This is a genomic window from Glycomyces albidus (assembly GCF_009451885.1).
In the GTDB taxonomy this organism is placed as follows: domain Bacteria; phylum Actinomycetota; class Actinomycetes; order Mycobacteriales; family Micromonosporaceae; genus Glycomyces; species Glycomyces albidus.
In genome coordinates, this window is record NZ_WIAO01000009.1 from 32,215 (window position 1) to 56,661 (window position 24,447).

Here is a 24,447-nt window from a genome sequence, read left to right on the forward strand (position 1 = left end):
GTGGCCGCCCGCCATGCGACGGCGCGCCGCTCTGGGACGGCCGGGCCGTTCGGCCCTAGGACTTCATCTTCGCAGCCTCGGCCAGGAGCTCCTCGGCGTGGGCCACGCCCAGATGCGAGTCGGGCATCCCGGCGAGCATGCGAGCAAGCTCACGTGCGCGGGCCGCGTCGTCGACCACGCGCACGCCCGAGACCGTGACCGCGCCGGAGGTGTCCTTGGAGACGACCAGGTGGCGGTCGGCGAACGCGGCGACCTGCGGCAGGTGGGTGACGACGAGGACCTGGTGGCGGCGGGCGAGCTTGGCGAGGCAGCGGCCGATCTCGATGGCCGCGCCGCCGCCGACGCCGGCGTCGACCTCGTCGAAGACCAGGACCGGCGGGCCGCCGATCTCCGCGAACACGACTTCGATCGCGAGCATCACCCGCGAGAGCTCGCCGCCGGACGCGCCCTTGTGCAGGGCGGCCGGGGCCGAGCCCGGGTGCGGGCGCAGCAGCAGCTCGACCTCGTCGGCGCCGTCCTCGGTGGCGCCGGACACCGCGGTCTCCACGGCGAGGTCGACGCTGCCGCGGCCGGCCGGGCGCGGTTCGACCGCGGCGACGACTTTGGCGTGCGGCATGGCCAGGCCCTTGAGCTCGGCGGAGACCGACTCGGAGAAGCGCTCGGCGGCGGCGCGGCGGGAGGCGCGGAGCTGGGTGGCGAGGTCGGCGGCGCGGGCGGTGAGCTCGGCGTGCTGGGACTCGAGTTCGGCGACGCGCTCGTCGGAGACGTCGAGCTCGCTGAGGCGCTTGCGGGCGTTCTCGGCCCAGGCCAGGACGCCGGGGAGGTCCTCGGCGTACTTGCGGTAGAGGGTCTTCAGGGCGGCCTGGCGCTGGTAGATCTCCTCCAGGCGCCGCGGGTCGGCCGCGAGGTCGTCGAGGTAGGCCGAGAGGTCCACGGCCGCTTCGGCCAGGAGCGCGCCGGCCTCGCCGAGGCGCTCGGCGAACTCGGCGAGCTTCGGGTCGGCGTGGGCGTCGTGCTCCAGGGCGCGGGCCGCGGCGCCGACGGTGTCGGTGGCGCCGCCTTCGCCGGTGGCCGGGTCGCCGGTGATCGCTGCGTGCGCGGTGGCGGCGGCCAGGCGCAGGGCCTCGGCGTTCTCCAGGCGGCGGGCCTCTTCGGCGAGTTCGGCGTCCTCGCCGTCCTGCGGGTCGACGGCGGTGATCTCGTCGAGGCCCAGGCGCAGCAGGTCGGCCTCGCGGGCCATCTCGCGGGCGCTGGTGCGCAGGCGGGACAGCTCGGCCGCGCAGGCGCCGAGCTCGTGGAAGACGGTGCGGTAGGCGTCGAGGAGCTTGCCGTGGTCGGCCCCCGCGAAGCGGTCGAGCGCGGCCCGCTGCTCGGCGGGCTGGAGCAGGCGCATCTGGTCGGACTGGCCGTGGACCGAGATCGCTAGCTCGCCGAGTTCGGCGAGGACGCCGACGGGCGCTGAGCGGCCGCCGACCCACGCCTTCGAGCGGCCCTCGGAGGAAACGGAGCGGGCCAGGAGCAGCTCGCCGTCCTCGAGGTCGGCCCCGGCCTCGATGGCGCGCTCGCGCAGTTCGAGCGCGGCGTCGCCCACGGCGAAGCGGCCCTCCACAAGGGCGCGGTCCCCGCCGAGGGGGGCGCGGGAGGCGCGACCGCCGAACAGCAGACCCAGACCGGCGACGACCATGGTCTTGCCGGCGCCGGTCTCACCGGTGATGCAGGTCAGGCCCGGGTCGAGCGGCAGGGTGGCGTCAGCGATCACGCCCAGGTTCTGGATGCGAAGCTCCTCCAACACAGTTCAAGACTGTACTCGCACGGACCGACATCGGCCCTTCCAGACGGCGCAACTGAGCGGAACGCGGGCGCTAGATGCGCCCGTGGCGCCAACCGTCAACGGGCAGAGAGAGTTTCGAGACGAGGCGGGAGGCGAACGGTTGTCCGGACATGCGGACCAGCCGGACCGGGCGCTCGGAGCGGCGGATGGTCACCGTCGATCCGGCCGTCAGGCGGGTGAGCTCCTTGCCGTCGGCGATGAGTGCGCCCTCGGTGCCGACCGACTCCACGCCGATGCGGATCAGCGAGGAGGAGTGGACGACCATCGGCTTGGCGAACAGGGCGTGCGCGTTCATGGGGACGACCACCAGGGCGTCCACATCGGGCCAGACCACCGGGCCGCCGGCCGACATCGCGTGCGCGGTCGAGCCGGTCGGCGAGGCGACCGCGACGCCGTCGCAGCCGTAGCGGGAGATCCGGGTGCCGTCGATCTCGATGAACAGCTCGAGCATCCGGGCCGGCTCGGCCTTCTCCACGGCGATGTCGTTGAACGCCCACGAGTGGTGGAACTCGCCGTCGGTGCCGATCGCCTCGACCGCCAGCGCGGTGCGCTCCTCGACGCTGTATTCGCCGTCCAGGAGGCGCGAGACGACCGTCTCGAGCTCGCCGGTCTCGGCCTCGGCGAGGAAGCCGACCTTGCCGAAGTTGACGCCGAGGAGGGGCACGTCGGCCTCGGCGGCGAGCTTCGCCGCGCGCAGGACGGTGCCGTCGCCGCCGAGCGCGAGCACGAGATCGGCTGTGGCGGAAGTCTCCTCGTCGACGACGAGGAGCGCGTCGGGGTGGTGGAGCGAGCGGATCTCGCCGGTGAGGATGCGGACCGCGACGCCGGCGGAGCGGAGCGCGGCGGCGAGCTTCTCGGCGAGCTCGGCGACGTCGACCCGGAGCGGGTGCGTCACGACCAGGACGCGGTCCGGCTTCTGCTGCGACCCCACTCGCGCTCCTTCATTGACGGCTACAGGGCCTCGAACTGTACTCCAGGCAGGTTCACCCGCAGTATCGGAGAGCATACCCAGGACAACGCTTGCACAAAGCGGTTCGGGCGAATGATCTGCAACCCGACTCTCGTTGGGCGGCAAGCCACTTTGCGACTCGCCCAATGCGATCCCATACGGCACGAGGTGTCCCGGCACCATTCAAGGAGATCGGCGACTCCCCGGGCAACCCGCGGCCGACTGTCGGCTGCCGGTCTTCCGGGAATCGGTTCGACTTTCAGGCCGAATTCCAGGTCGGTGACCGGCTCGACCGCCCGAGTGAGCGGAGTCAGTCGGAGCGGTGTGTGCTTGTGGCCGGGGTCATTGCCACGATCGGGGGACGAGGCGGGTTGGAGAGTCCAACTCGACCGATACGGTTTCAGTGCGGACCTTGGTCACCGATTCGGGTCTGCCCGATACGCCCCCCGCGGCGCGCTCGCTCGGGTGCTCGGGTCCTGCCGGAGGGTGTTCGTCGGTGTGGTCGCGGTGTGCAGGGCAATACGCGCCGCGGGACCGCCGATCCGAAGTGCCGGGATCCGGGCCCGCCGTCGGGTTGGCGGCGGCTGTGGTGGCGGCTTCCGCCTCGCTTGCGGTCTCAAGCGCCGCAGGCGGCGTCGACCGCTTCGCGGGCGACGGGTTCGCCGTCGGTCTGCATGCGGCAGAAGAATTCTACGTTGCCCTTGGGGCCTGGCAGGGGGCTGGCGGCGACCGCGGTCGTGGTCCAGCCCAGGCGCCGCGCGGCCTCGATGACGTTCCAGACGGCGTCGGCGCGCTGCGCGGGGTCGGCGACGACGCCGCCGGCGCCGACCTGGCCCTTGCCGACCTCGAACTGGGGCTTGACCATCGGGAGCATGAGTCCGGTGGGCTTGGTGCAGGCGGCCAGCGCGGGCAGGACGAGTCCGAGGGAGATGAACGACAGGTCGCCGACCGTCAGGTCCACCTGGCCGCCGAGCTGCTCGGGGGTGAGGTGGCGGACGTTGGTGCGGTCGTGGACGCGGACGCGCTCGTCGGTCTGGAGCTTCCAGGCGAGCTGGCCGTAGCCGACGTCGACGGCGAGGACCTCGGCGGCGCCGCGGCGCAGGAGGACGTCGGTGAAGCCGCCGGTGGAGGCGCCGGCGTCGAGCACGCGCAGGCCCGCGGGGTCGACGCCGAACGCGTCGAGGGCGCCGATGAGCTTGTGGGCGCCGCGGGAGACGTAGTCGTCGGCGTCGCCGACGAGGCGGATCGAGTCGTCGCCGGTGACGCTGGTGGCGGCCTTGGTGGCGGGGATGCCGCGCAGGTGGATGCGCCCGGCCGCGATGAGTTCGCGGGCGTGCTCGCGGGAGCGGGCGATCTTGCGGCGGACGAGTTCGGCGTCGAGCCGGTATCGCGTGGGCATGGCGCGGTCGCGTGCTTTCTACGGAGTTGTCGGTCGGCTCGCAGGGACGGTCGTGGCGTCAGGCGTCGTCGACGTTGCTGAGAATCTCCGAGAGGCGCTGCTGGACGCCTTCGAAGACGGCCACGTGCTCGGTGACGGGCAGGTCCGGGAGTGCTTCGAGCCGGCCGAGGGCCTCTTCGACCTCCGCCTCGACGTCGTCGGCGTCGCCGCGCAGGCGCGCCGCGACGGCCCCTGGGTTCGGTGCGCCGGTCATGCGACCCCTTCGTCGTCGCCGCGCGTCTGCGGGGCGGCGGGGGGCGCTTCGGTGCCGGTCGAGGGCTCGGTGCGCCGGACCGCGGCGGCGGCCTCGGCTTCGGCGAGGCGGACGCGCAGCTCGCGGATCTGCTCCTCGTTGTGCTCGAGGCGCAGGTTGAGGTCGTCGAGGTCGGCCTGGGTGGCGACGCCGATGCGGCTGAGGGTCGCGTCGAGCTCGGCGCGGATGAGGCGCGCGAGGTCGTGCGCGGTGCGGCCGCCGTGGCTGCGGAGCTGCTCGGAGCCCGAGCGCAGGTCCTCGCGGAGCCTGCCGGCGAACTCGCGGGCGCGGCGGGCGGGCTCGCCGGCCATGCCGAAGACGGTGTCGAAGTAGGCGCGGGCGCTGTCGGCCATGTGATCCCACTCCTTTCAGGTGCCAGGTTCCCGGGACGGGGTCCTCTCCGTTCAACGGTACTGCCAAGCTACCGGTGACCGGTCGCGACCAAAGGGTTGTACTGGTCGGTAACATTCTCGTGGGCGCACAGCCGCGCCCGCGCCGATCGAAACAGGAGGGCCCTATGGCCACCATCGACGAATGCCGGACCGCCCTTGAGCAGTTCGCCGACAACCTCGCGTCGAACCCGAAGACGGTCAAGAAGCTGACCGGGTTCCAGCGCAGCCTCGCGGCCGACATCAAGGACCTGGACGTGTCGTTCAACGGCCGCTTCGACGGGGGCAAGCTCGTCGGCATCACCGACGGCGACAACCCCGACGCCGAGATCCGCATGATCGTCGCCTCCGACGACCTGCTCAAGCTCGTCGCGGGCGAGCTCGACTTCATGAAGGCGTTCACCGGGGGCCAGGTGAAGATCAAGGCCCCCATGATGGATCTGATGAAGCTCCGCCAGGTCCTCTAGGGCCGCTTCGCCCTCCGTGACAGGAGACGCCCGGCGCCGCCGCCGGGCGGGCGGCGGCGCGCAGGGTGCGCGGGCGCGGGCCGCGAGGTCCGCCCCGCCCCCTGCGGCCCGCAGGCGGTCAAATGCCTCCCGGTCGGACGCAACGGCATTCGAGGCACGTTGTAATCTCTGCGCAGCCGACCTTCGCAACAGAGCGGGTCGAGCTTCGTACCACTATCGGGAGGACCGCATGGCCACTGTTGACGAAGTCCGCAACGTGTTGGAGAAGATGGCGGGCAAGGTCGCCAAGAAGTCCGACGAGCTCAACCTTGAAGAAGACTTCGAACGCACGCTGGCCGTCGAAGTCACCGACCTGGGCCAGGCGTTCAGCGCCAAGCTCGCCGGAGGCAAGCTGACCGACCTGCTCGACGGCGACGCCGCCGACGCCGAGGTCCGCATCATCATCGCCTCCGACGACCTCATCGCCCTGTCGAAGAAGGAACTCAAGCCCGCCAAGGCGTTCCTGACCGGCAAGGTCAAGATCAAGGCGTCCGTCAAGGACCTGGCGAAGCTGCGCAAGGCCCTCAAGGTCGACTAGTCCCCCGAGGTCTCCAGAGACGACGAAGCCCGGACCGCGGCGGTCCGGGCTTTTCGCTTGCCTCGCAATGCGTCGTCAGTCGCCCGCCAGGAGCTTCTCGGCGGCCTCCCCGAGCGGGACCGGCGACGAGGCCGGGTCGTAGCCGGCCATGTCGGCTGCGGCCCAGCTCAACTCGCACAGGGCCCGCCAGGCGTCGAGCTCGTCGCCCTGGCCGCTGAGGACGATCTGCCCGTCGGTGAGCGCGGCGGTCCAGCCGCCGCATTCGATGCGGTCGACCGCGTCGTTCCAGTCCGGTTCGGGGTGCGGCTCGGTCAGGGCGGCGAGGCTCCAGCCGAGGTAGGTCGGCCGCTCCTCGGGCGGCAGGCGCAGCGCCAGGCGCGGCGAGACCACTCCGGTGAACACCAGGAGCGAGTCCATGCCGGCCCGGTTCGCGCCCGCGATGTCCGAGTCGGGGCGGTCGCCGACCATGATCGCCCGACCGCCCGGCTTGCGGGCCGTGGCGATCCGGTAGATCGGCTGCTCGGGCTTGCCGGCCACGAAGTCGGGGCCGTGTCCGAGCGCGGTCGCCACCGCGCCCACGAGCGCGCCCATGCCGGGCAGCGGACCGTCCGGAGTGGGCAGTGTCGCGTCGAGGTTGGCAGTGGCCCAGTAGGCGCCGCCGCGCACCGCGATCGTGGTGTCGGCGAGCGCGCGCCACGTCGTCTGCGGCGTGTACCCGAAGGCCACCGCGCCGGCGGCCTTCGGGTCGTCGACCGGTTCGAGCCCGGCCTCGACCACCGCGGCGCGCAGCGCCTCGGAGCCGGTCACGAGGACCTTGCCGCCCTTGCCGATCCGGTCGAGGATGCCCGAGGCCACCACCTGCGCCGAGGTGAGGACCTGGTCTGCTTCGGCAGGGATGTCCATGCCGCGCAGGGCTTCCGCCACGGTCTCGGGGCTGCGGGAGGCGTTGTTCGTGACGAACACCGGGTCGCATTCGAGGCCCGGAAGGGCCGCGAGGGTCGCGGCCGCTTCCGGGATCGGTTCGTGCAGCAGGTACACGACGCCGTCGAGGTCGAGCAGCGCCAGGTCATAGGCGCGGGCGAGTGCCTCAGGGGCGCCTTTCAGTCGGGTCATGGGACTCCTCAGCGTCGGGGTTCGCCTGGTCGGCCGCCGGCTCGGACTGCTCCCGCGGAGCGCGGGGGGCCTCGGGCTCATCGCCCTCGTCGTCGTCCTCGTCTTCGTCTTCTTCGTCGTCGAGGCGGTCGTCCTCGTCGTCGTATTCGACGTCGTCGAGGTCTTCGCGGTCGACGTCGTCGTCTTCATCGCCGAGGTCGTCGTCATCGTCGAGGTCGTCGTCGCGATCCGCTTCGCGGGCTTCGCCGTCGTAGCGGGCCCGGTCGTCGTCCTCGTCATCGTCGAGGTCGTCTTCGTCGTCCTCGTACTCGTCGTCCTCGAGTTCCTCGATCTCGATGCCCTCGAGCTGGAGCAGGCGCTCGGCGGCGCCGGTCTCGCCCTCCTCGTCGGCGGCGACGGCCTTGGAGAGCCACTCGCGGGCCTCGTCTTCGCGGCCGTCGGCCAGCAGGCCCTCCGCGTAGGCGTAGCGCAGGCGCGCCACCCAGGGCTCGTTCTTCGGCGAGTTGAGCGCACCGACCTTGAGCATCGCGGTCGCCGCCTCGCCCATGCCCATGTCGCGGCGGGCGCCGGAGGCGACGATCAGCAGCTCGACCCGGACCTCCGGGTCGACGCTCTCGTCGTTGCCGAACTCGCGGTACAGATCGATCGCGCGCTCGGGGTGTCCAAGGGCGCGTTCGCAGTCGGCGATGAGCGCCACGTGGTCGTGGGTGCCGCCGAGGCGCTGCGCGGCGCGGAGCTCGTTGACGGCGAGCTGCCACTCCTCGGCCCCGTACGCGGCCACGCCGGTCACCTCGCGCACGATCGCCACGCGGGACGCCTTGCGGCGGGCGTAGCGGGCCTGCTCGAGCGCGCCCTGGACGTCGTCCTCGGCGAGCAGCGCGGCGGCCGCGAGGAGCCGGTTGCCGACGGCCTCGGCGAGCTGCTTGTTCAGGCTGCGCAGGCCCTCGCGGGTCTCCTTGTCGAGCTGGTCGAAACCGTACTCGACGCCCTCCGGCAGGTTCGGGGCCTCGTCGGTCTCGCCCAGGCGGATCGGGCCCTCGTGGCCGGCCTCGCGCTCCTCGAGCGGACGCAGGTTGTCCCTGCCGCGGCGCTCGCGGCCGTCGCGACCGAGGCGGTCGCCCCGGTCCCGGTCGTCGTAGCGGCGCGGACCGCGGTCGTCACGGCGGAAACCGCCGCGGTCGTCGCGGTTGAACCCGCCACGGCCGCCGCCGCGGTCGTCGCGGTTGCCCTCGAAGCGGCGCGGACCGCGGTCGTCGCGGTCGAAACGGCGCGGACGCTCGTCCCGGTCGAACGTGCGGGGACCGCGGTCATCGCGGTTGCCTTCGTAACGACGGGGGCCGCGGTCGTCGCGGTTGAAGCCGCGCTGGCCGCCGCGGTCGCCGTCGAACCGGCGCGGGCCGCGGTCGTCGCCATCGCGACGCGGCCGGTCGTCCCGGTTGCCTTCGTACCGGCGCGGGCCGCGGTCGTCCCGGTTGTAGCCGCCGCGGTCATCGCGGTTGAAGCTCCGCTGCCCGCCGCGGTCGTCGCGGTTGTAGCCGCCGCGGCTGCCGCCCCGGTCGTCACGGTTGTAACCGCCACGGCTGCCGCCCCGGTCGTCGCGGTTGAAACCACCGCGGCTGCCGCCCCGATCGTCACGGTTGAAGCTGCGCTGTCCGCCGCGGTCATCGCGGTTAAAGCTGCGCTGTCCGCCGCGGTCGCCGTCGTACCGGCGCGGGCCGCGGTCGTCGCGGTTGTAGCCGCCGCGGTCGTCGCGGTTGAAGCTGCGCTGTCCGCCGCGGTCGTCGCCGTCCCGACGGGGCCGGTCGTCGCGGTTGAAACCGCGCTGGCCGCCCCGGTCGTCACGGTTGAAACCACCGCGGCTGCCGCCCCGATCGTCACGGTTGAAGCTGCGCTGTCCGCCGCGGTCGCCGTCGTACCGGCGCGGGCCGCGGTCGTCCCGGTTGTAGCCGCCCCGGTCATCGCCGTCGCGGCGCGGCCGGTCGTCGCGGTTCCCTTCGTAGCGGCGCGGACCCCGGTCGTCCCGGTCCTCGTACCGCCTCGGTCGATCGTCGCGGCCTTCGCTGCGGCCGGAGCCGCCCCGGCTGTCGCCGCCGCCTTCCCGGCGGTCGTAACCGCCTCGGTTGGAACGGTCGCCGTAGCCGCCGCCCTCGCGACGGCCGTAGCCGCCTCGTCGGTCTTCTCCACCCTTGCGGGCGCGGCCGTCTTCAGCCACGTGCGTCTCCCCCTCTGTTCACCGCGACAAAACCAATCAAGTGTATGCCTCAGCCGATGACCTCGACCCCGGCGACGGTCTTCTTGCCGCGCCGGATCACTCCGTATTTGCCGTGAAGCAGGTCAGAGCGGTCGATAGCGGCCGCGGGGTCGGTGACGCGGACGTTGTTGAGGTACGCGCCGCCCTCCTTGGCGGCGCGGCGGGCCTCGCCGAGGCTCGCGACCACGCCGGCCTCCTTCATCGCCTCGGCGACGGTGACGTCGGGCTTGTGGATCTCGGCCAGGCCGGCCTCCACGAGCGCGGCGCGCAGCGTCGCCTCGGGCAGCTCGGCCAGCTCGCCGCGGCCGAACAGCGCCTGGGAGGCGGCGATGACGTTCTGCGTCTCCTCGGCGCCGTGCAGGAGCGTCGTCAGCTCCTCGGCGAGGGCCTTCTGCGCCAGGCGCGCGGCCGGCTTCTCGACGGTCGCCCGCTCCAGCTCCTCGATCTCCTCGTGCGACTTGAACGAGAAGTACTTCAGGTAGCGCACCACGTCGGCGTCGCCGGAGTTGAGCCAGAACTGGTAGAATGCGTACGGGCTGGTGAGCTCGGGGTCCAGCCAGACGGCGCCGCCCTCGGTCTTGCCGAACTTCGAGCCGTCGGCCTTGGTCACGAGCGGTGTCACGAAGGCGTGGACGTGCTCGCCGGTGCGGCGGCGGATGTAGTCGACGCCGGCGGTGATGTTGCCCCACTGATCCGACCCTCCGAACTGGAGGGTGCAGCCGTGCCTGCGGTGCAGCTCGAAGAAATCGTGGGACTGGAGGAGCTGGTAGGAGAACTCGGTGAACGAGATCCCGGAGTCCAGGCGGGCCTTGACGACCTCGCGGGCGAGCATCTTCGAGATCGGGAAGTGCTTGCCGACGTCGCGGAGGAAGTCCACCACGCCCAGCTCGGACGTCCAGTCCAGGTTGTTCACCGGGATCGCGCCGTTGTCGCCGTCGTAGGTGACGAACGGGGAGACCTGGGCGCGGATCTTCTCCACCCAGCCCGCCACGACCTCCGGAGGGTTCAGCGTGCGCTCCCCCGCCTCCTTCGGGTCGCCGATCTGACCGGTCGCGCCGCCGACGAGCAGCAGCGGGCGCAGCCCGCCCTGCTGGAGGCGGCGGGCGGTGAGCACCTGCATCAGGTGGCCGACGTGCAGGCTGACGGCGGTGGGGTCGAAGCCCACATAGAACGTGACCTGCCCGGCGTCGATGGACTCGCGGAGGGAGTCGATGCCGGTGGAGTCCTGGATGAGGCCGCGCCATGCGAAATCGTCGAGAATATGCACGTCTGTATTGTGCCCTACCGGCCGAAACGCTTTTCGCGGTGCGCGCGGGCGCGTGGCCCGGCCTACGCCGGGGAGCGGCTGCCGGTCTCCCCGAGCGCGAGCCCGGCTTCGATGAGCACACGCAGCTCGACGGAGGCGGCGGTCTTCGCGGCCTGCTTGGTCGGGCCCGTCCCTTCGGCCCTCACCTGCTCGCCGGTGTCGCGCAGCAGGCCCTCGCCGCGGCACGTGAACACCCGCTCGTGCGAGGGTCCCTCGACGGCGAAGTCCCAGGTCAAGCCCTCAAGGATTCCCCGGGCGGCGTAGATCTGGACGGCCTCGGCGGGATTGACCGCGGCGTCCACGAGGAGCTTGCGCTGCACGTCGGCGCGGGGCTTCGCGGGCGCGTCGGACGAGAGGTCCGGCAGGCCCGCCAGCGCCGCCGCCAGTGCCAGAGCGGCCTGGTTCCGGGCGTCCTTCTTGTTGCGCTGCAAGCGTTTGGGCGACTCGACGCGGGTGTCGCCGAAGGTGAGCGCGACCTGGGCGGAGAAGAGCGGGCCCTCGAATGCGGGTTCGGGCTCGACGGTCCAGTGGACGTTCGTCTCGCTGCTGACCGGGCCGCCGAGGCGGTCCTGGAGGTAGACGTTGAGGACGGACTGGGCCTGCTGGGGTTCGCCGGCGAGGCGGCGGTTCATGCGCTCGCGCAGCGGCGCGAACTCGTCGCCGCCGTAGAGGTAGACGGACGCGAACTCGCGGAGCTGGAGCTCGCGGGAGTCGAGGCGGCGGGCGGTGTCGGCGGCGAGTCCGGCCGGGGCGTCGCCGCGTTCGACGGCGAACTGGAGGACGCGGGCGAACTGCTTGTACGGGAGCGTCGCGAAGTCGGCGGCCTCCATCTGGCGCTCGGTCTCGGCCTGGGCGCGCTGCTTGAAGAACTCGGCCTTGGCGCGGCGCTCGGCCTCGAGCGAGGCGTTGACGTGCGCGGCGGTCTCGGCGAGCTCCTCGGCGGTGTAGGGGCCGGGGCGGCCGAGGGCGGCGGCGAGGAGGATCCGCTGGGTGACCAGGTCGGGGTAGCGGCGCAGCGGGCTGGTGGCGTGGGTGTAGACGGGCAGCTGGAGGCCGTGGTGGCCGTGGACGGTGGGGCCGTATGTAGCGGCGCGGGAGACCATCTTCATGCGGGAGCGCAGCATCTCGAAGGCGGCGCCGTCTCCGGAGGAGGCGACGGCGTCGATCTCGTCGCGCAGGCCGGCGGGGTCGCCGGCGACGGCGGCGAGGCGGTGGTTGCGGAAGAGGATCGGGAGGTCCTCGCGGACGGCCCAGGCGGCGATCTGCGCGTTCGCGGCGATCATGAACTCCTGCACGATGATGTAGCCGGAGTTGCGTTCGGCGGAGTCGAGGCGGACGATCTGGCCTTCCTCGTTGGTGGCGAAGCCGCTGAGGAGGTCGTAGAACGCGAGCGCTCCCGCGTTGCGCCGCGCGGCGAGCATGGTCTGGGAGAAGCGCAGGGCGAGCGCGAGCGTGCCGTGGAGCGGGTGGCCGGGGTCGCCGGAGGCGGCGGCGGCTTCGGCGTGGGTCATGATCCAGGAGCGGGTGAGGCGGCCGGGGCCGAGTTCGGCGTCGAGGACGCGCCCGGCGGCGTCGATGTGCAGGTGGACGGCGAAGGTGTCGTTGGGGCGGCCGGGGGTGAGGGAGGCGGCCTCGACGACGGGCGCGGGGAGCATGTGCCGGGTGTGGTCGGCGCGGTAACGGGTGTGGACGCGACGGCGCGCTTCGGTGTCGGCGGGTCCGCCGGTGCGCACGTGGTCGGCGGCGCGGGCGATGTGGATCCAGACGTCGAAGCCGTCGCCTCGGGGCTCGATCCAGACCGCGTCGTCGCGGTCGACTGTGGTGGCGGCGTCGATCATGATGCCGCACTCCGCCGGGTTGTGCACGGCCAACTGCGCTCCTTCGTGTCCAGCCGCAATCGTAGCGGGAGCGACACGCAGCGGGTGCGCACGCACGGGCGAGGCGTCCGCATGGCGGGGAAAGCAGTCGTGGGGCCGCGGCGGGCGGTTTCACCGCGCACCGGGACGGGCCCTCCGGATGCCGGTCGCGTCAGGAGGGCCCGGCGGTGCTTCGGGCGGTCGGGCCTGGACGGCCCTCGGCTCAGGGGCGCAGGTCCCAGGTCTCCAGGCGCCCGCACATGCCCCATTTGCCGACGGCGTCGCCCGCGGAGCCGACGTGGGCGTCGCACAGGTGGGCCGATTCGGCGGCGGCGAGGGCGTCCAGGTGGGCGCCGGTGGCGTCGGCCTGGGCCTTGGGCCCGTCGGCCCAGAGCCGCCGCCAGGTGTCGGTGCGGTCGGCGACGATCCGGGCGGCGCGGTCCCACAGCGGCCTCATGGCGTCGGGGCCGTCCTTCTCGACGCGTTCGCGCAGTGCGAGGTAGCCCTCGACGGCGAGGTCGCGGCGGGTCCGGGTGGCCTCGCCGCGCTCGGCCTCGGTGAGGCCGGGAGCGGCCGGGGCGGTCGCGGCCGCGGCGTACGCGTCCGGGTCGGCGAGGACGTCCTCGGGGAAGGTGAACACGGCGTCCCCGGCCTCGGGGATGCCGGCGTTCTGCATGACCACGACGAGCTGGAGGTCCCCGGAGCCGTTGACCAGGCGGTGGACGGTCCCGGGGGTGAACCACAGGACGGTGCCGCGCGCCAGGTCGCGGCGCTCGTAGCCGTCGCCGGACAGGGTCTCGACCGCGCCGGTGCCGGCGGTGACGACGTACCCCTCGGCCGAGGCGGTGTGCAGGTGCGGGGACCCGCCGGCCTGCCCGTCGGCGGTGGGCCAGTCGTAGACCGTGACGAGCGAGACGGCGGTGCCCCCGGGGAATCCGGCCACGGCTACGCCAGTTTCGCGAGTTCGGCGGAGGCGAGCGCGGCGGTCTTGGCGGCGCCGTCGACTCCGGTGTCGCCGTTGACGATCGCGACCGCGTGGCGCAGGGTCACGGTGTCGCCGGGTGCCATCGGCAGCTCGGTGTCGAAGAACGGCGCGGGGCAGACCGCGGCGAACGGGGTCGAGCGGACGAACCACTTGACGGGTGCGCCGGGGTTCTCCGGGTGGTCGGTGAAGACCAGGGTGGAGGCGGCGTCGACGGAGTCGTGGGCGCCGCGGAAGGCCATCCAGTCGCCGCGCACGCCCATGAGCTCGTCGCCGCCTTCGCCGTCGGCGGTGTAGACGCGGCCTTCGGTGAAGGATCGGGGCCCGCGCCAGAAGAAGCCGCCGTAGCCGGCGTTCTCGCGGCCTTCGGTGGTCGGGCTGCCCATGACGACGGTGTCCTCGGTGTCGTTGGTGAACGCGGTCGAGAACGAGAGTACCCAGGTGTCGTCGGAGAGGACGGTGACCGCGAAGGCGCGTCGCTCGGAGAAGAAGTGGCGGCCGTCCTCGGTGATCCAGTCGAGGCGCTCGGCGGCCTTGACGCCGCCGTCGTCGGCGGTGAGCTCGGTGAACTCCTGGTGGACCATGGAGCCGTCGTTCTTCTCGTCGACGTAGCCGAGGCCGCGTCGGAAGGTGCGTCCGCCCCAGAAGTTCTCGGGGCCGGCGTTGGGGAGCGAGAGGGCGATGCCCTTGTGCCACACGTGGTCGTGGGGCCGGTAGAGGCTCACCTGGTTGCCGGCGAGGTCGCGGAGCGGCTCGAAGTAAGGCCGGGGGGATTCGAACTGGGCGTTGTCGGGCCGGTAGACGTAGCGCAGGATCTCCAGGTCGCCCTTGGTGATCGAGAGGGCGGTGCCGTTGTCGTCGAGTTGCAGCGTCATCGATGTCTCTCCACAGTAGTCGGTTCGATGGGACGGGATCGGTCGGCCGGGGCCGTCACTTGAGGTCGGGCCAGGGCGCGCCCGAGCCGTCCATGCGCTGGTAGAAGGGCGAGGTGGGGTCGATATCGCCGGCGCGGACGCGTTTGCCGGTGAAGGCGGAGGCGTAGATCGCGGTGAGCAGTTCGAGGGTGCGGCGGGCGTCCTCGATCGGGACGGGCGGGGCGCTCCGGCCGTCGAGGGCGTCGGCGATCCGCTGGAACTGGGCGCCGTGGCCGGAGCCGCGGCCGCGCGGCTCGCCGGCCCACGCCTGGTTGACCTCGTCGGCGGCGGACTCGATCGGGTGGACGGACCAGTTGTCGTCGCCGTAACCGTAGAGGTGGTCGAGTTCGACGGTGGCCGTGTCGAAGTCGAGGCGGATCTGGGAGACCTCGCGGGGGGAGAGCAGGGAGTTGGTGATGACGACCGAGGCGCCGGACTCGAGGGTGACGATCGCGTGCGAGACGTCCTCGGTGTTGGTGGTGCGGCGGTGCCGGTGGGCGGTGGCGACGACCTCGGCCCAGGGGCCGACGATCGACAGGAGCGTGTCGATCTGGTGGATGCCGTGGCCCATGGTCGGGCCGCCGCCTTCGGTCTCCCAGCGGCCGCGCCACTCGACGGCGAAGTACTCCTCGGGGCGGTACCAGAGGGTGTCGCACTTGGCGACGGCGAGGCGGCCGAGGACGCCGGAGGCCATCATGTTGCGGACGCGCTCGGCCGCGGAGCCGAAGCGGTGCTGGGAGATGACGGCGAAGTCGGCCGTGGACGCGGCCGCGGCGGCCGCGATGCGGTCGAACTCGGCCAGGCTCAGGGCCGGGGGCTTCTCGCAGACGACGCCGACGCCCGCCTGGAGGGCCGCGATCGCGCCGGGGGCGTGGGCCACCGGCGGGGAGCAGAGGTCGACCAGGTCGAGCGTTTCGTCGGCGAGCAGCTCCTCGATCGACGCGTAGCCGCCGGCGACGCCGAACTTGTCCCTGAACGCCTCGAGGCGGGTGGCGTCGGGGTCGACCGCCGCGACGAGTTCGATGCGTCCGGGAACGTGCTTCCGCAGCTCGTCGGCGTGCAGGTGGGCAATGCCGCCGGTGCCGACGACGGCGAGGCGGTAGGTGGAGGGCACAGGGGACTCCTTCGGCGCGGAGGTTCGGTGAGCGTGGTTCAGCAAGCGTTTTCCGGCGTGCTTCGATACTAGCCGATATGGCGTTCGACAGTGACGTGGGTCGCCAATGCGCGCGTGCCCGGTTCGATGCGGCGCTCGCCGGTCACCTCGACGGCGAGGGCGGCAGCGGTGTCGGCCGAGGACCGGCCGAGGCGCAGTTCCAGGGTCCCGGTCTCGACGGTCCACTGGCCGTCGAGACCGATGAGCGCGGCCAGGTCGACGGGGACGGCGAAGCGGACCCGTCCGGCCTCGCCCGGAGCGAGCGGCAGGCGCGCGAAGCCGACGAGGCGCTGCACGGGGCGGACCGTCGAGGCGACCGGGTCGTGGAGGTAGAGCTGCACGACCTCGGTGCCCTCGCGGTCACCGGTGTTGCGCACGCGGACCGCGACCTCGACGGTCCCTTCCGGACCGACGCTCGGGCCGGAGAGGAGTTCGGGCTCGTCCCAGTCGAACTCGGTGTACGTCAGGCCGTGGCCGAAGGCGTACTTCGCGGTCGGGTCGATCGTGGACACCTCGGAGCGGCGGGCGAGCTGCGGGCCGAGGTAGGTCGCCGGGGGCGAGTCGGGCCGGGCCGGGACGCCGACGGGAAGGCGCCCTTCGGGTTCGGCGGCGCCGGTGAGGATGGCGCTGATCGCCGCGGCGCCCTCCTGGCCGGGCAGGAACGCCTGCACGATCGCGGCGGCCCGCTCCGGCGCGGTGCCGAGCGCGTACGGGCGGCCGGAGATCACGACCACGACCGTGGGGGTGCCGGAGTCGAGGACGGCCTCGAGCAGGTCCGCCTGGCGACCGGGCAGCGAGTGGTCGGGGGCGTCGCAGCCTTCGCCGGAGGTGCCCCGGCCGAACATGCCGGAACGGTCGCCGACCGCGATGACGGCGATGTCGGCAGCGGCGGCGGCGTTCGCGGCCGCCGCGATCTCCGCGTCGGAGGCGTCGAGGATCGAGCCGCCCGCCACGTGTTCGACGGTCGCGCCGGCCAGGTCGACCGCGAGCCGCTCGGCGAGCGTCGCGATGGCGATGCCGAGGTCGGGTTCGGGCCCGGACCCGTCGGCGGCCGCGTCGTCGACGCGGTCGTGGTGGTTCGGGAACGAGTAGCAGCCGAGCATGACGGACCGCCGGCCGGCCGCGGGCCCGAGCACGGCGACGCGGGCGGGGGCCTCGGCGAGCGGCAGGGTGCCGTCGTTGGCGAGCAGCACGATCGATTTGCGGGCCACCTCCGCGGCCAGCGCGCGGGCTTCGGGCGGGTCGAGGTCCACGTCGGCGGGGGGATCGGGGATCTCGTCGAGGAGGCCGAGCTCGAGCTTCTGGGTGAGGACGCGCTCGACGGCGCGGTCGAGGGTCTTCTCCTCGACGGCGCCCGCGGCGACGGCGGCGAGGAGCGGCTCGCCGTAGCAGTCGACGCCCGGCAGTTCGACGTCGACGCCGGCGTCCAGGGCCAGGCCCGCGGCGGCGGAGCGGTCGGCGGCGACGCCGTGGAGGGAGTTGAGGAAGTTGACGGCGAAGTAGTCGGCGACGACGGTGCCTTCGAAGCCCCACTCCTCGCGGAGGATGCCGGTGAGGAGGCGGATGTTGGCGTGGGAGGGCACGCCGTCGTTGGCGGCGTACGAGGGCATGACGGAGCGGGCCCGCCCGAGGCGCACGGCCATCTCGAACGGGGTCAGGTAGGTCTCGGTGAACTGCCTGGGGCCGAGGTTGACCGGGCCGAAGTTGCGGGCGGCGTGCGAGGCGGAGTAGCCCGCGAAGTGCTTGACGGTGGCGATGACGCCGGCGTCCTGGATGCCGGTGACGTAGGCCGTGCCGAGGACGCCGGTGAGGTAGGGGTCCTCGCCCATGGTCTCTTCGGTTCGGCCCCAGCGGGAGTCGGCGACGACGTCGAGGACCGGGGCGAGTCCCTGGTGGATGCCGACCGAGCGGAGGGTGGTGCCGATCTGCCGGGCCATGGCCTGGACGAGGTCGGGGTCGAAGGTCGCGCCCCAGGCCAGAGCGGTGGGGAAGACGGTGGCGCCGTGGGCCATGAAGCCGGCGAGGCATTCGTCGTGCGCGATGGCGGCGATGCCGAAGCGGCTGTTCGCGCGGACCCGGCGCTGGAGGGCGGTCAGGCGGGCGGCGCCTTCGACGGGGTCGACGAGGGCCGAGCCGAAGGGGCGGGTGAGCTGGCCGATCCCGTGGGCGAGGGCGTCGTCTCCGGGGGCGGTGCCGCCGGTCTGCTCGCTCTGGTGGGGGGCCATGTCGCCGGCGTCGGCGTCGACGCCGCGCCAATGGCTCGCGAGCTGTGCGCATTTCTCTTCGAGGGTCATCCGCTTGACCAGCCCGGCGGCCCGTTCGGCCTTCTCCGCGGGGGTGTCGGTGTCCATGCTGCTCCACTCAAGCGGCCCAACGCGCCGAGGCGGGCCGATAGTTTCTGAAACTTTTCTGATCGTTATCGATACAGGTTTGCACACCATAACATTGATGCAGGCTCAGTTCTAGCGGTGATTTGCCGCCTGGATGCGTTTGCCCAGCCTCTTGATTCGAGCCCGCGCACCGAAACTTTCGGACGCGCTCCGGGAGCCGGGGACGCGGGCTATAGGATGTGCAGGCGAACCTTTGTGATCAGGACCAGGAGGAGACCCTTGAGCGAAGCCGAACACGGGCGGATCACCATCCGCGCCATCGCCGACGAGGCCGGCGTCAGCGTGCCGACGGTGTCACGTGTCATCAACGGCCGCTCCGACGTCGCCCCCGAGACCCGCCGCCGCGTCGAGGAGCTGCTGAACGAGCGCGGGTACCAGCGCCGCCGCTCCACCCGCACGCCCAGCCGCGCGCGCCTGGTCGACCTGGTGTTCAACGAGCTGGACAGCCCCTGGGCCGTGGAGATCATCCGCGGGGTCGAGGACGCCGCGCACGCCGCCGGGGTCGGCACGGTCGTCTCGGCGGTCCACCGCCGGCGCGCCTCCACCGAGCAGTGGCTCGACAACCTCCGCACGCGCGCCTCCGACGGCGTCATCCTGGTCGTCTCGCAGCTCGCGTCCCCGATCCTGGAGCAGCTTCGCCACCTGGGCGTCCCGATGGTGGTCCTCGACCCCTCCGGCGGGCCCACAATGGACGCCCCCGCGATCGGCGCCACCAACTGGGCCGGCGGCCTGGCCGCCACCGAGCACCTGATCTCGCTGGGCCACCGCCGGATCGGGTTCATCCACGGCCCCAAGCAGGTCCTGTGCTCGCGCGCCCGGTTCGACGGCTACCGGGCGGCCCTGGAGGCCGGCGGCATCGAGTTCGACCCGGCCCTGGTCTACGACGGCGACTTCTACCACCAGTCGGGGTTCGACGCCGCGAACGCCCTCCTGCGCCTCGACTCGCCCCCGACCGCGATCTTCGCGTCCTCCGACCAGATGGCCTTCGGCGCCTACGAGGCGATCCGCCAGGCGGGCCTGCGCATCCCCGAGCACGTCAGCATCGTCGGCTTCGACGACCTCCCCGAGTCCCGCTGGACCTCCCCGCCCCTGACCACCGTCCGCCAGCCCCTCGCCGAGATGGGCGCCCTCGCCGCGCGCACCGTGCTGGAGATGGCCGCGGGCAACGACATCGACTCCCCCCGCCTGGAACTGGCGACGGAACTGGTCGTCCGGGAGTCGACCACCGCGGTCGAATAGCCTAGGCGTTCGGCGCGACGTCCGTGCCCGCGCCGCGGCGGCGCGGTCTGACCGCCTCGCGGACCGCTTCGGGCGCCGACTCCGGCCCGAGCGGCACGAGCCCGGCGTCGGCGATGAGCGCGAGGTCGTCCTTGGCGGCCTGGCCCTCGCTCGTCAGGTAGTCGCCCAGGAAGATCGAGTTGACGATCTGGAGCGCCGTCGCCTGCATCGTCCGCAGGTGCACTTCGCGGCCCGCCGCGAGACGGACCTCGGCCGACGGGTTGGCGAGGCGGACCATCGCCAGGATCCGCAGGCACCGTCGCGGGTCGAGGTCCCATTTGGACTCCATCGGGGTGCCCTCGAAGGGCAGCAGGAAGTTGACCGGGATCGAGTCGACGTCCAGCCCGCGCAGCCCCAGTGCGACCGAGACGAGGTCGGCGTCCCGCTCCCCCATGCCGGCGATGAGGCCCGAGCACGGCGACAGGCCAGCGCCGTGCGCGGCGTTGACGGTGTCGACCCGGTCGGCGAAGGTGTGGGTCGAGCAGATGTCCGCGTACGTCTCCTCCGCGGTGTTCAGGTTGTGGTTGTACGCGTCCGCCCCCAGGTCGGCGAGGCGCTCGGCCTGGCCGTCCTTGAGCAGGCCCAGGCACGCGCAGACCTCGACGCCCGGCGCGGCGTTCTTGACCGCGGCGATGGTCTTGCCGACCCGCTCGACGTCCATATCGGTCGGACCGCGGCCGCTCGCGACGAGGCACACCCGCGAGGCCCCGCCCGCGACCCCGGCGGCCGCCTGCTCGGCGGCCTGCTCGGGGGTGAGCCACGTGTACTTGAGGACGTCGGCCTTCGAGCCCAGGCGCTGGGAGCAGTAGTTGCAGTCCTCGGGGCACAGGCCGCTCTTGAGGTTGACGAGGTAGTTCAGCTTGACCGTGTTCCCGAAGTGGCGGAAGCGAAGCCGCGCGGCCGCGGCGACCACGTCCATCAGCTCGGCGTCCGTGCTCGAGAGGACGGCCTCGAGGTCGGCCGCGGCGGGCACCTCGCCGGCGTCGGCGGCTGCGGAGAGTCGTTCGAGGGCGTCGTGGAGTGCGGTCATGGCAAGATCTTGCCACAGCCGCGGGAGAGGGGATCTGCGATGGTGCGGGCGTTATCAGCGAAATGTCCTTCGAACACCGCACTCAGGCCGGAGCGTCGCGATCCGCCTACACTTGCTACAGTGGGTGGTCGGTGCTGCGAATGGACGCGGCGGGCTGGTGGAGATCCCCCCTGTTCGCGTCTCGAATTGTGAACCGCCCGAGCCATCCGGAGAGAACCAACCGTGCCGATCGCACCTGGACAACCGGCGTTGATCGCCGTGGCAGTCGCGACCCTCTGGGCCCAGCCCTCCGCCGCGGGCCCTGAGGACCGTCTCGCCCTCGGCGTGCCGTCCGCGATCCGCGAATGGGTCGCCCGGCTCACCAACGACATCCGCGCCAACGGCCTCAAAGGACGCGTGCGCACCCAGTGCCTGCTCGGCACCCGCGTCGAGGTCCACCAGGTGGCCGACGGCTGGGCCGAGGTGTCGTGCCCGTCGCAGGAGGCCTCCGGCTGGCTGCCGGTCGACCAGCTCGTACTCCCCGCCGAGGGCGACACGCGCGGCACCGAGTACCTCGTGAGCGCGACCGCGACCGCCGTCCGGGACGAGCCCGGCGGCGACGTGTCGATCCCGGGCGTGACCCTGGGGACGCGCCTGCGGGTCGTGGGAGAGCCGTACCGGGGCTGGGTGCCCGTGGGGCTCCCGGGCCCGCAGCAGCCCGGCTGGGTGCCTCAGCGCGACCTCACGGCCGAGCCCGCCGCAGACCTGTCCGCGCCGTCGACCGGGATGGTCGCCGCGGGCCTGGACGCCGTCAAGCTCGCCCAGCAGCTCCTGGAGATCCCCTACCTGCACGGCGGCGTCAGCGCCTACGGCATCGACGCGCCCGGCCTGGTCTGGATCGTCTACCGCCAGTTGGGGATCGACGTGCCGCGGTTCAGCGGGGCGCTGTTCGAGTCCGGCGACGACGTCGCGTTCGACGACCTGCACCCGGGCGACCTGGTGTTCCTCGACCACGGCGGCGACCCGAAGACGCCGGCGATCATGGCCGAGCGCAGCCAGTCCGACCTGCCCGAGGTGATCTTCTCCTCGCCGGTCTACGGCAAGGTCGTCTCCGAGCCGCTCAAGGACGCCGAACTCGCGGGCATCACCGGCTGCCGCCGCCTGCCCGTCCGGGCCTAGTACGCAGCGAACGGCCCGCCTCCCTTCCGAGGAGGCGGGCCGTTCCGTCGTCTGGCGGAACCTAGTAGTAGAGCTTCTTCTTCTTCGTCTCGGCGACGGCCGGCTCGGGCTCCTCGACGTGCTGCTCGCGCTCGGCCTCGGCGAACAGCTCCTTCCAGGTCTTGCCGTCGCGGTGCAGGAGGATGCCGTTCACGACGATGACCGTGGTCAGCACGCCGGCGATGACGCCGAGCGAGAGCGCGGTCGGGATCTCCGGGATCGCGTCGATGTGCTCGCCGCCGTTGATGAACGGGAGCTGGTTCTCGTGGAGGCCGTGGAGCACGAGCTTCACGCCGATCCAGCCGAGGATCGCCGCCAGGCCCAGCGACAGGAACCGCAAAGACTTCAGCAGCGCGGCCAGCAGGAAGTAGAGCTGCCGCAGGCCCATCAGCGCGAAGATCGTCGCGGTGAACACCAGGTACGGCTCCTGCGTCAGGCCGAAGATCGCCGGGATCGAGTCGAGCGCGAACAGGATGTCGGTGGAGCCGATCGCGAGCATCGCCAGCAGCAGCGGGGTCACGAACTTGACGCCGTCGATGCGGGTGGTCAGCTTGCCGCCGTCGTAGCCGGGCGAGACGCGCAGCCGCGACTCCGCGAACCGCATGAAGCCGTTCTGCGGCATCTCCTCGTCATGGCCGCCCTTCTCGCGCAGCTGGCCCCACGCGGTCCAGATCAGGATCGCGCCGAAGATGAGGAAGACCCAACTGAACCGCTCGATGAGCACCGAGCCGACGGCGATGAATCCGCCGCGCAGCACGATCGAGAGCACGATGCCGACCAGGAGCACGCGGGACTGGAGCGCGTCCGGGACCCGGAAGGACTGGATGATCAGCAGGAACACGAAGAGGTTGTCGACCGACAGCGCCAGTTCGGTGAGGTAGCCGGCGTAGAACTGACCGCCGAACGCCGGACCTTGGGTGACCAGGATGAGAGCGCCGAATGCCAGCGCCGCTCCGATGTAAACACCGGCCCAGGTGGCCGATTCCTTCGTGGAGAGTTTGTGGGGGTTGCGGACCGCCATCACGAGGTCGAAGACGACGACTGAAGCGAGACCGACCATGGTCAGCGCCCAGGCCCAGGCCGGGAGTTCCAATGTGTTGCCTTCCTTGACATCTGGAGGGTCACATGGTCTCTCCCGATCCTCTCGGACCAGCGTCACCGGGGCCCGATGGCGGGCCCGTGCATTGACGACGACGCTAACAGCGCTGGACGCTGCGGGATACTCCCCACATACCTGATTTTGAACAGACGCGTCTATTCTGCCTGCCGGAGCCCGACTTGTCATGAGTCAGCTTTGTGACTTCACTCTCGACGCTACCTCGGGTCGACGGAGTGTGAGGGATCCTATGGGAGGCTCCGCCCATGGTTCTGGAAGTCGCCGAAATCAAGATCACCCCCGGCCAGGAGGACGCCTTCAAGGAGGCGTACCGCTCCGCCCGCGAGCTCGTGAAGGTCTCCCCCGGCCTGCGCTCGATGCGCATGACGCAGGGCGTGGAGAACCCGAGCCGCTTCGTGCTCCTCATCGAGTGGGACTCCGTCGAGGCCCACGAGCAGGGCTTCCGCGAGACCGACCGGTTCCCGAAGTGGCGCGAGGCGATCGGCCCGTTCTTCGCCGAGCCGCCGTTCGTCGAGCACGCCGTCGACGTCGACTAGTCCGCGAACGCCGTTGCGGCCGCGACGAAGTCGGCCAGCGCGCCGCCGCCGGCGGCGCCTCTCGGCCAGACCAGGGCGACGGTGCTCGGGGCGACGCCGGTGACGGGGCGGTAGGCGATGTCCGGGCGGGCGTAGAAGCGGGCGGCGCTCTCGGGCGCGAGAGCGATGCCGTCGCCGGCGGCGATGGCGCTGAGCCAGTCGTCGGGGAGCTCGGTGACCGCCCCGATGCGGACCGGGCGGCCGCCGCGGCCCTCGGCCTCGATCCAGTGGTCGCGGAAGGCGCCGGTGGCCTTGGGCGCGGCGATGAACGGCTCGTCGAGCAGGTCCTCGAACCGGAGTTCGGCGTGCCCAGCGAGCGGGTGGTCGGCGGCCATGGCGATGCAGCGCGGCTCGGTGAACAGGACCGCGAGCTCGAACTCGTCCTGGCGCGGGAACGGCAGGCGCATGAACGCGGCGTCGACGTCACCGGAGTCGAGTCCGCCGACCGGGTCGCCCCAGCTCGCCTGGCGCAGTTCGACCCGCCAGCCGGGGCGCCGTTCGCGGAAGGCCGCGATGATGGGCCGGGTCCGCTCGTTGGCGGCGCTCGCGAGGTAGCCGACGCGGAGCACGTTCGAGGCGTCGCGGTCGGCGGCGCGCACTGCCCGCCTGGCGGCGTCCCAGGCGCCGAGGACGGCCGGGGCGGCGGCCGCGAGGGCCTCTCCGGGGCCGGTGAGGGCCATGCCGGTCTTCGAACGCGTGAACAGGGCCGTGCCGAGCAGGTGCTCGAGCTGGCGGATCTGCTTGGTGAGCGCGGGCTGGGAGAGGTAGAGCCGTTCGGCGGCGCGCGTGAGGTTCCCTTCGGCGGCGACGGCCGCGAAAGACCGGAGCAGTCGCAGGTCCACATCCATAACCGAAGGTTATACATACTGGTATTGGACGCGCGGCAGGGTCCCGGCCGAGACTTGGAGCGCCCGGCGGACGGTCCGCCGGGTCCTGAGGAGGATTCCCGATGTTCGCTGCCCTGGTCGTCGTCACCGGACTCGCGATCGCCGCCAACGCGGTCGAGTCGGTCGCCAATTTCGCGGGAGCGGCGTGGGTGAAGCAGAACTCGCGCGCGGTCGGCGTCCCGGACTCCTGGCTGCCGTTCCTGGGGTTCGTGAAGGGCGCGGCGGCCGTCGGGCTCGCCGTGGGGCTGTTCTGGCGCCCGCTCGGCATCGCGGCCGCGGCGGGGCTCGTGGTGTTCTTCGTGATCGCGACGGTGCTGCACGTCCAGCGGCGCGTGTTCCACAACTTCGCGGGCCCGCTCCTGTTCCTGGCCGTGAGCGTGGCGGCGCTGTGGTTGATGATCGCCGCGTGAGCATGCACGCGGGGCTGCTGCGCGGGCGGCCCTGCGGGCCCGCTCCGGCGTGAGCGCGGGGGCCCGCGACCGGTGTCGCGGGCC

At 72.2% G+C, this 24,447-nt stretch carries 22 protein-coding genes; 6 read left to right on the forward strand and 16 right to left on the reverse strand.

The window, feature by feature from the left end; all coding sequences use genetic code 11:
- Positions 1-55 precede the first annotated feature (55 nt).
- The 5 genes from recN to GFD30_RS09620 form a co-directional block, all read right to left on the reverse strand.
- The gene (gene recN, locus GFD30_RS09600; protein WP_322633114.1) at positions 56-1,792 is read right to left on the reverse strand and encodes a DNA repair protein RecN; all 1,737 of its coding nucleotides are present in this window, start codon (positions 1,790-1,792) and stop codon (positions 56-58) included.
- A 70-nt stretch (positions 1,793-1,862) separates the two neighbouring features.
- Entirely contained in the window at positions 1,863-2,762 is a 900-nt protein-coding gene (locus GFD30_RS09605) for an NAD kinase (protein WP_322633115.1), read from the reverse strand.
- A gap of 634 nt (positions 2,763-3,396) precedes the next feature.
- Positions 3,397-4,179, reverse strand: a complete 783-nt coding sequence (locus GFD30_RS09610; RefSeq protein WP_153024971.1) for a TlyA family RNA methyltransferase — start codon at positions 4,177-4,179, stop codon at positions 3,397-3,399.
- Positions 4,180-4,237: 58 nt separating this feature from the next.
- Positions 4,238-4,432, reverse strand: a complete 195-nt coding sequence (locus GFD30_RS09615; RefSeq protein WP_153024972.1) for a hypothetical protein — start codon at positions 4,430-4,432, stop codon at positions 4,238-4,240.
- Positions 4,429-4,824, reverse strand: coding sequence for a hypothetical protein (locus tag GFD30_RS09620; RefSeq protein WP_153024973.1), 396 nt, complete (start codon positions 4,822-4,824; stop codon positions 4,429-4,431). The genes GFD30_RS09615 and GFD30_RS09620 overlap by 4 nt, the downstream gene beginning before the upstream one ends.
- 164 nt (positions 4,825-4,988) lie before the next feature.
- Between GFD30_RS09620 and GFD30_RS09625 the strand changes: the two genes are divergently transcribed.
- A complete protein-coding gene (locus tag GFD30_RS09625; RefSeq protein WP_153024974.1) occupies positions 4,989-5,327 on the forward strand; it encodes an SCP2 sterol-binding domain-containing protein in 339 nt (112 codons plus the stop codon).
- Between the two features lie 229 nt (positions 5,328-5,556).
- A complete protein-coding gene (locus tag GFD30_RS09630) occupies positions 5,557-5,904 on the forward strand; it encodes an SCP2 sterol-binding domain-containing protein (RefSeq protein WP_153024975.1) in 348 nt (115 codons plus the stop codon).
- Between the two features lie 75 nt (positions 5,905-5,979).
- Here the strand turns inward: GFD30_RS09630 and GFD30_RS09635 are convergent, their stop codons facing one another.
- The 8 genes from GFD30_RS09635 to GFD30_RS09665 form a co-directional block, all read right to left on the reverse strand.
- Positions 5,980-7,017, reverse strand: coding sequence for an HAD-IIA family hydrolase (locus GFD30_RS09635; protein WP_194201910.1), 1,038 nt, complete (start codon positions 7,015-7,017; stop codon positions 5,980-5,982).
- Complete coding sequence (locus GFD30_RS26235; protein ID WP_194201911.1) at positions 6,992-9,229, reverse strand: hypothetical protein; 2,238 nt, start codon at positions 9,227-9,229, stop codon at positions 6,992-6,994. Before GFD30_RS26235 ends, GFD30_RS09635 begins: the two co-directional genes overlap by 26 nt.
- 49 nt (positions 9,230-9,278) lie before the next feature.
- Positions 9,279-10,535: a tyrosine--tRNA ligase gene (tyrS, locus tag GFD30_RS09640; RefSeq protein ID WP_322633116.1), complete on the reverse strand. Its 1,257-nt coding sequence runs from the start codon at positions 10,533-10,535 to the stop codon at positions 9,279-9,281.
- A gap of 62 nt (positions 10,536-10,597) precedes the next feature.
- Positions 10,598-12,439, reverse strand: coding sequence for an RNB domain-containing ribonuclease (locus tag GFD30_RS26875; protein ID WP_322633132.1), 1,842 nt, complete (start codon positions 12,437-12,439; stop codon positions 10,598-10,600).
- 214 nt (positions 12,440-12,653) lie between these two features.
- Complete coding sequence (locus tag GFD30_RS09650; protein ID WP_194201917.1) at positions 12,654-13,373, reverse strand: cupin domain-containing protein; 720 nt, start codon at positions 13,371-13,373, stop codon at positions 12,654-12,656.
- A 2-nt stretch (positions 13,374-13,375) separates the two neighbouring features.
- On the reverse strand, positions 13,376-14,287 hold the full coding sequence (locus GFD30_RS09655; RefSeq protein ID WP_153024979.1) for a DUF6807 domain-containing protein: 912 nt from the start codon (positions 14,285-14,287) through the stop codon (positions 13,376-13,378).
- Between the two features lie 55 nt (positions 14,288-14,342).
- On the reverse strand, positions 14,343-15,440 hold the full coding sequence (locus GFD30_RS09660) for a Gfo/Idh/MocA family protein (protein ID WP_322633117.1): 1,098 nt from the start codon (positions 15,438-15,440) through the stop codon (positions 14,343-14,345).
- 68 nt (positions 15,441-15,508) lie between these two features.
- The gene (locus GFD30_RS09665; RefSeq protein WP_194201912.1) at positions 15,509-17,830 is read right to left on the reverse strand and encodes a beta-glucosidase family protein; all 2,322 of its coding nucleotides are present in this window, start codon (positions 17,828-17,830) and stop codon (positions 15,509-15,511) included.
- A 258-nt stretch (positions 17,831-18,088) separates the two neighbouring features.
- On the opposite strand from GFD30_RS09665, the gene GFD30_RS09670 reads away from it, so the two are divergent.
- Complete coding sequence (locus GFD30_RS09670; RefSeq protein WP_227996007.1) at positions 18,089-19,108, forward strand: LacI family DNA-binding transcriptional regulator; 1,020 nt, start codon at positions 18,089-18,091, stop codon at positions 19,106-19,108.
- 1 nt (position 19,109) lies between these two features.
- Here GFD30_RS09670 and bioB read toward each other — a convergent pair whose 3' ends face one another.
- Complete coding sequence (gene bioB / locus GFD30_RS09675; RefSeq protein ID WP_153024982.1) at positions 19,110-20,177, reverse strand: biotin synthase BioB; 1,068 nt, start codon at positions 20,175-20,177, stop codon at positions 19,110-19,112.
- A 258-nt stretch (positions 20,178-20,435) separates the two neighbouring features.
- Between bioB and GFD30_RS27875 the strand changes: the two genes are divergently transcribed.
- Entirely contained in the window at positions 20,436-21,335 is a 900-nt protein-coding gene (locus GFD30_RS27875; RefSeq protein WP_153024983.1) for a C40 family peptidase, read from the forward strand.
- Between the two features lie 61 nt (positions 21,336-21,396).
- Here GFD30_RS27875 and GFD30_RS09685 read toward each other — a convergent pair whose 3' ends face one another.
- The gene (locus GFD30_RS09685) at positions 21,397-22,467 is read right to left on the reverse strand and encodes a TerC family protein (RefSeq protein WP_194201913.1); all 1,071 of its coding nucleotides are present in this window, start codon (positions 22,465-22,467) and stop codon (positions 21,397-21,399) included.
- 269 nt (positions 22,468-22,736) lie between these two features.
- On the opposite strand from GFD30_RS09685, the gene GFD30_RS09690 reads away from it, so the two are divergent.
- The gene (locus GFD30_RS09690) at positions 22,737-23,027 is read left to right on the forward strand and encodes an antibiotic biosynthesis monooxygenase family protein (protein ID WP_153024985.1); all 291 of its coding nucleotides are present in this window, start codon (positions 22,737-22,739) and stop codon (positions 23,025-23,027) included.
- On the opposite strand, the gene GFD30_RS09695 is transcribed toward GFD30_RS09690, so the two are convergent.
- A complete protein-coding gene (locus GFD30_RS09695) occupies positions 23,024-23,914 on the reverse strand; it encodes a LysR family transcriptional regulator (protein WP_153024986.1) in 891 nt (296 codons plus the stop codon). The two genes, GFD30_RS09690 and GFD30_RS09695, sit on opposite strands and share 4 nt — an antisense overlap.
- Positions 23,915-24,015: 101 nt before the next feature.
- On the opposite strand from GFD30_RS09695, the gene GFD30_RS09700 reads away from it, so the two are divergent.
- Positions 24,016-24,363 carry a DoxX family protein gene (locus GFD30_RS09700; protein ID WP_153024987.1) on the forward strand — a complete coding sequence of 116 codons (348 nt, stop codon included), beginning with the start codon at positions 24,016-24,018 and terminating at the stop codon, positions 24,361-24,363.
- Positions 24,364-24,447: the final 84 nt, after the last annotated feature.

Coding starts and splice junctions, on each gene's coding strand:
- GFD30_RS09610 (WP_153024971.1), bottom strand. CDS start 4,179: ATGCCCACGCGATACCGGCTCGACGCCGAACTCGTCCGCCGCAAGATC.
- GFD30_RS09615 (WP_153024972.1), bottom strand. CDS start 4,432: ATGACCGGCGCACCGAACCCAGGGGCCGTCGCGGCGCGCCTGCGCGGC.
- GFD30_RS09620 (WP_153024973.1), bottom strand. CDS start 4,824: ATGGCCGACAGCGCCCGCGCCTACTTCGACACCGTCTTCGGCATGGCC.
- GFD30_RS09625 (WP_153024974.1), top strand. CDS start 4,989: ATGGCCACCATCGACGAATGCCGGACCGCCCTTGAGCAGTTCGCCGAC.
- GFD30_RS09630 (WP_153024975.1), top strand. CDS start 5,557: ATGGCCACTGTTGACGAAGTCCGCAACGTGTTGGAGAAGATGGCGGGC.
- GFD30_RS09635 (WP_194201910.1), bottom strand. CDS start 7,017: ATGACCCGACTGAAAGGCGCCCCTGAGGCACTCGCCCGCGCCTATGAC.
- GFD30_RS09655 (WP_153024979.1), bottom strand. CDS start 14,287: ATGACGCTGCAACTCGACGACAACGGCACCGCCCTCTCGATCACCAAG.
- GFD30_RS09665 (WP_194201912.1), bottom strand. CDS start 17,830: ATGGACACCGACACCCCCGCGGAGAAGGCCGAACGGGCCGCCGGGCTG.
- bioB (WP_153024982.1), bottom strand. CDS start 20,177: ATGACCGCACTCCACGACGCCCTCGAACGACTCTCCGCAGCCGCCGAC.
- GFD30_RS09690 (WP_153024985.1), top strand. CDS start 22,737: ATGGTTCTGGAAGTCGCCGAAATCAAGATCACCCCCGGCCAGGAGGAC.
- GFD30_RS09695 (WP_153024986.1), bottom strand. CDS start 23,914: ATGGATGTGGACCTGCGACTGCTCCGGTCTTTCGCGGCCGTCGCCGCC.
- GFD30_RS09700 (WP_153024987.1), top strand. CDS start 24,016: ATGTTCGCTGCCCTGGTCGTCGTCACCGGACTCGCGATCGCCGCCAAC.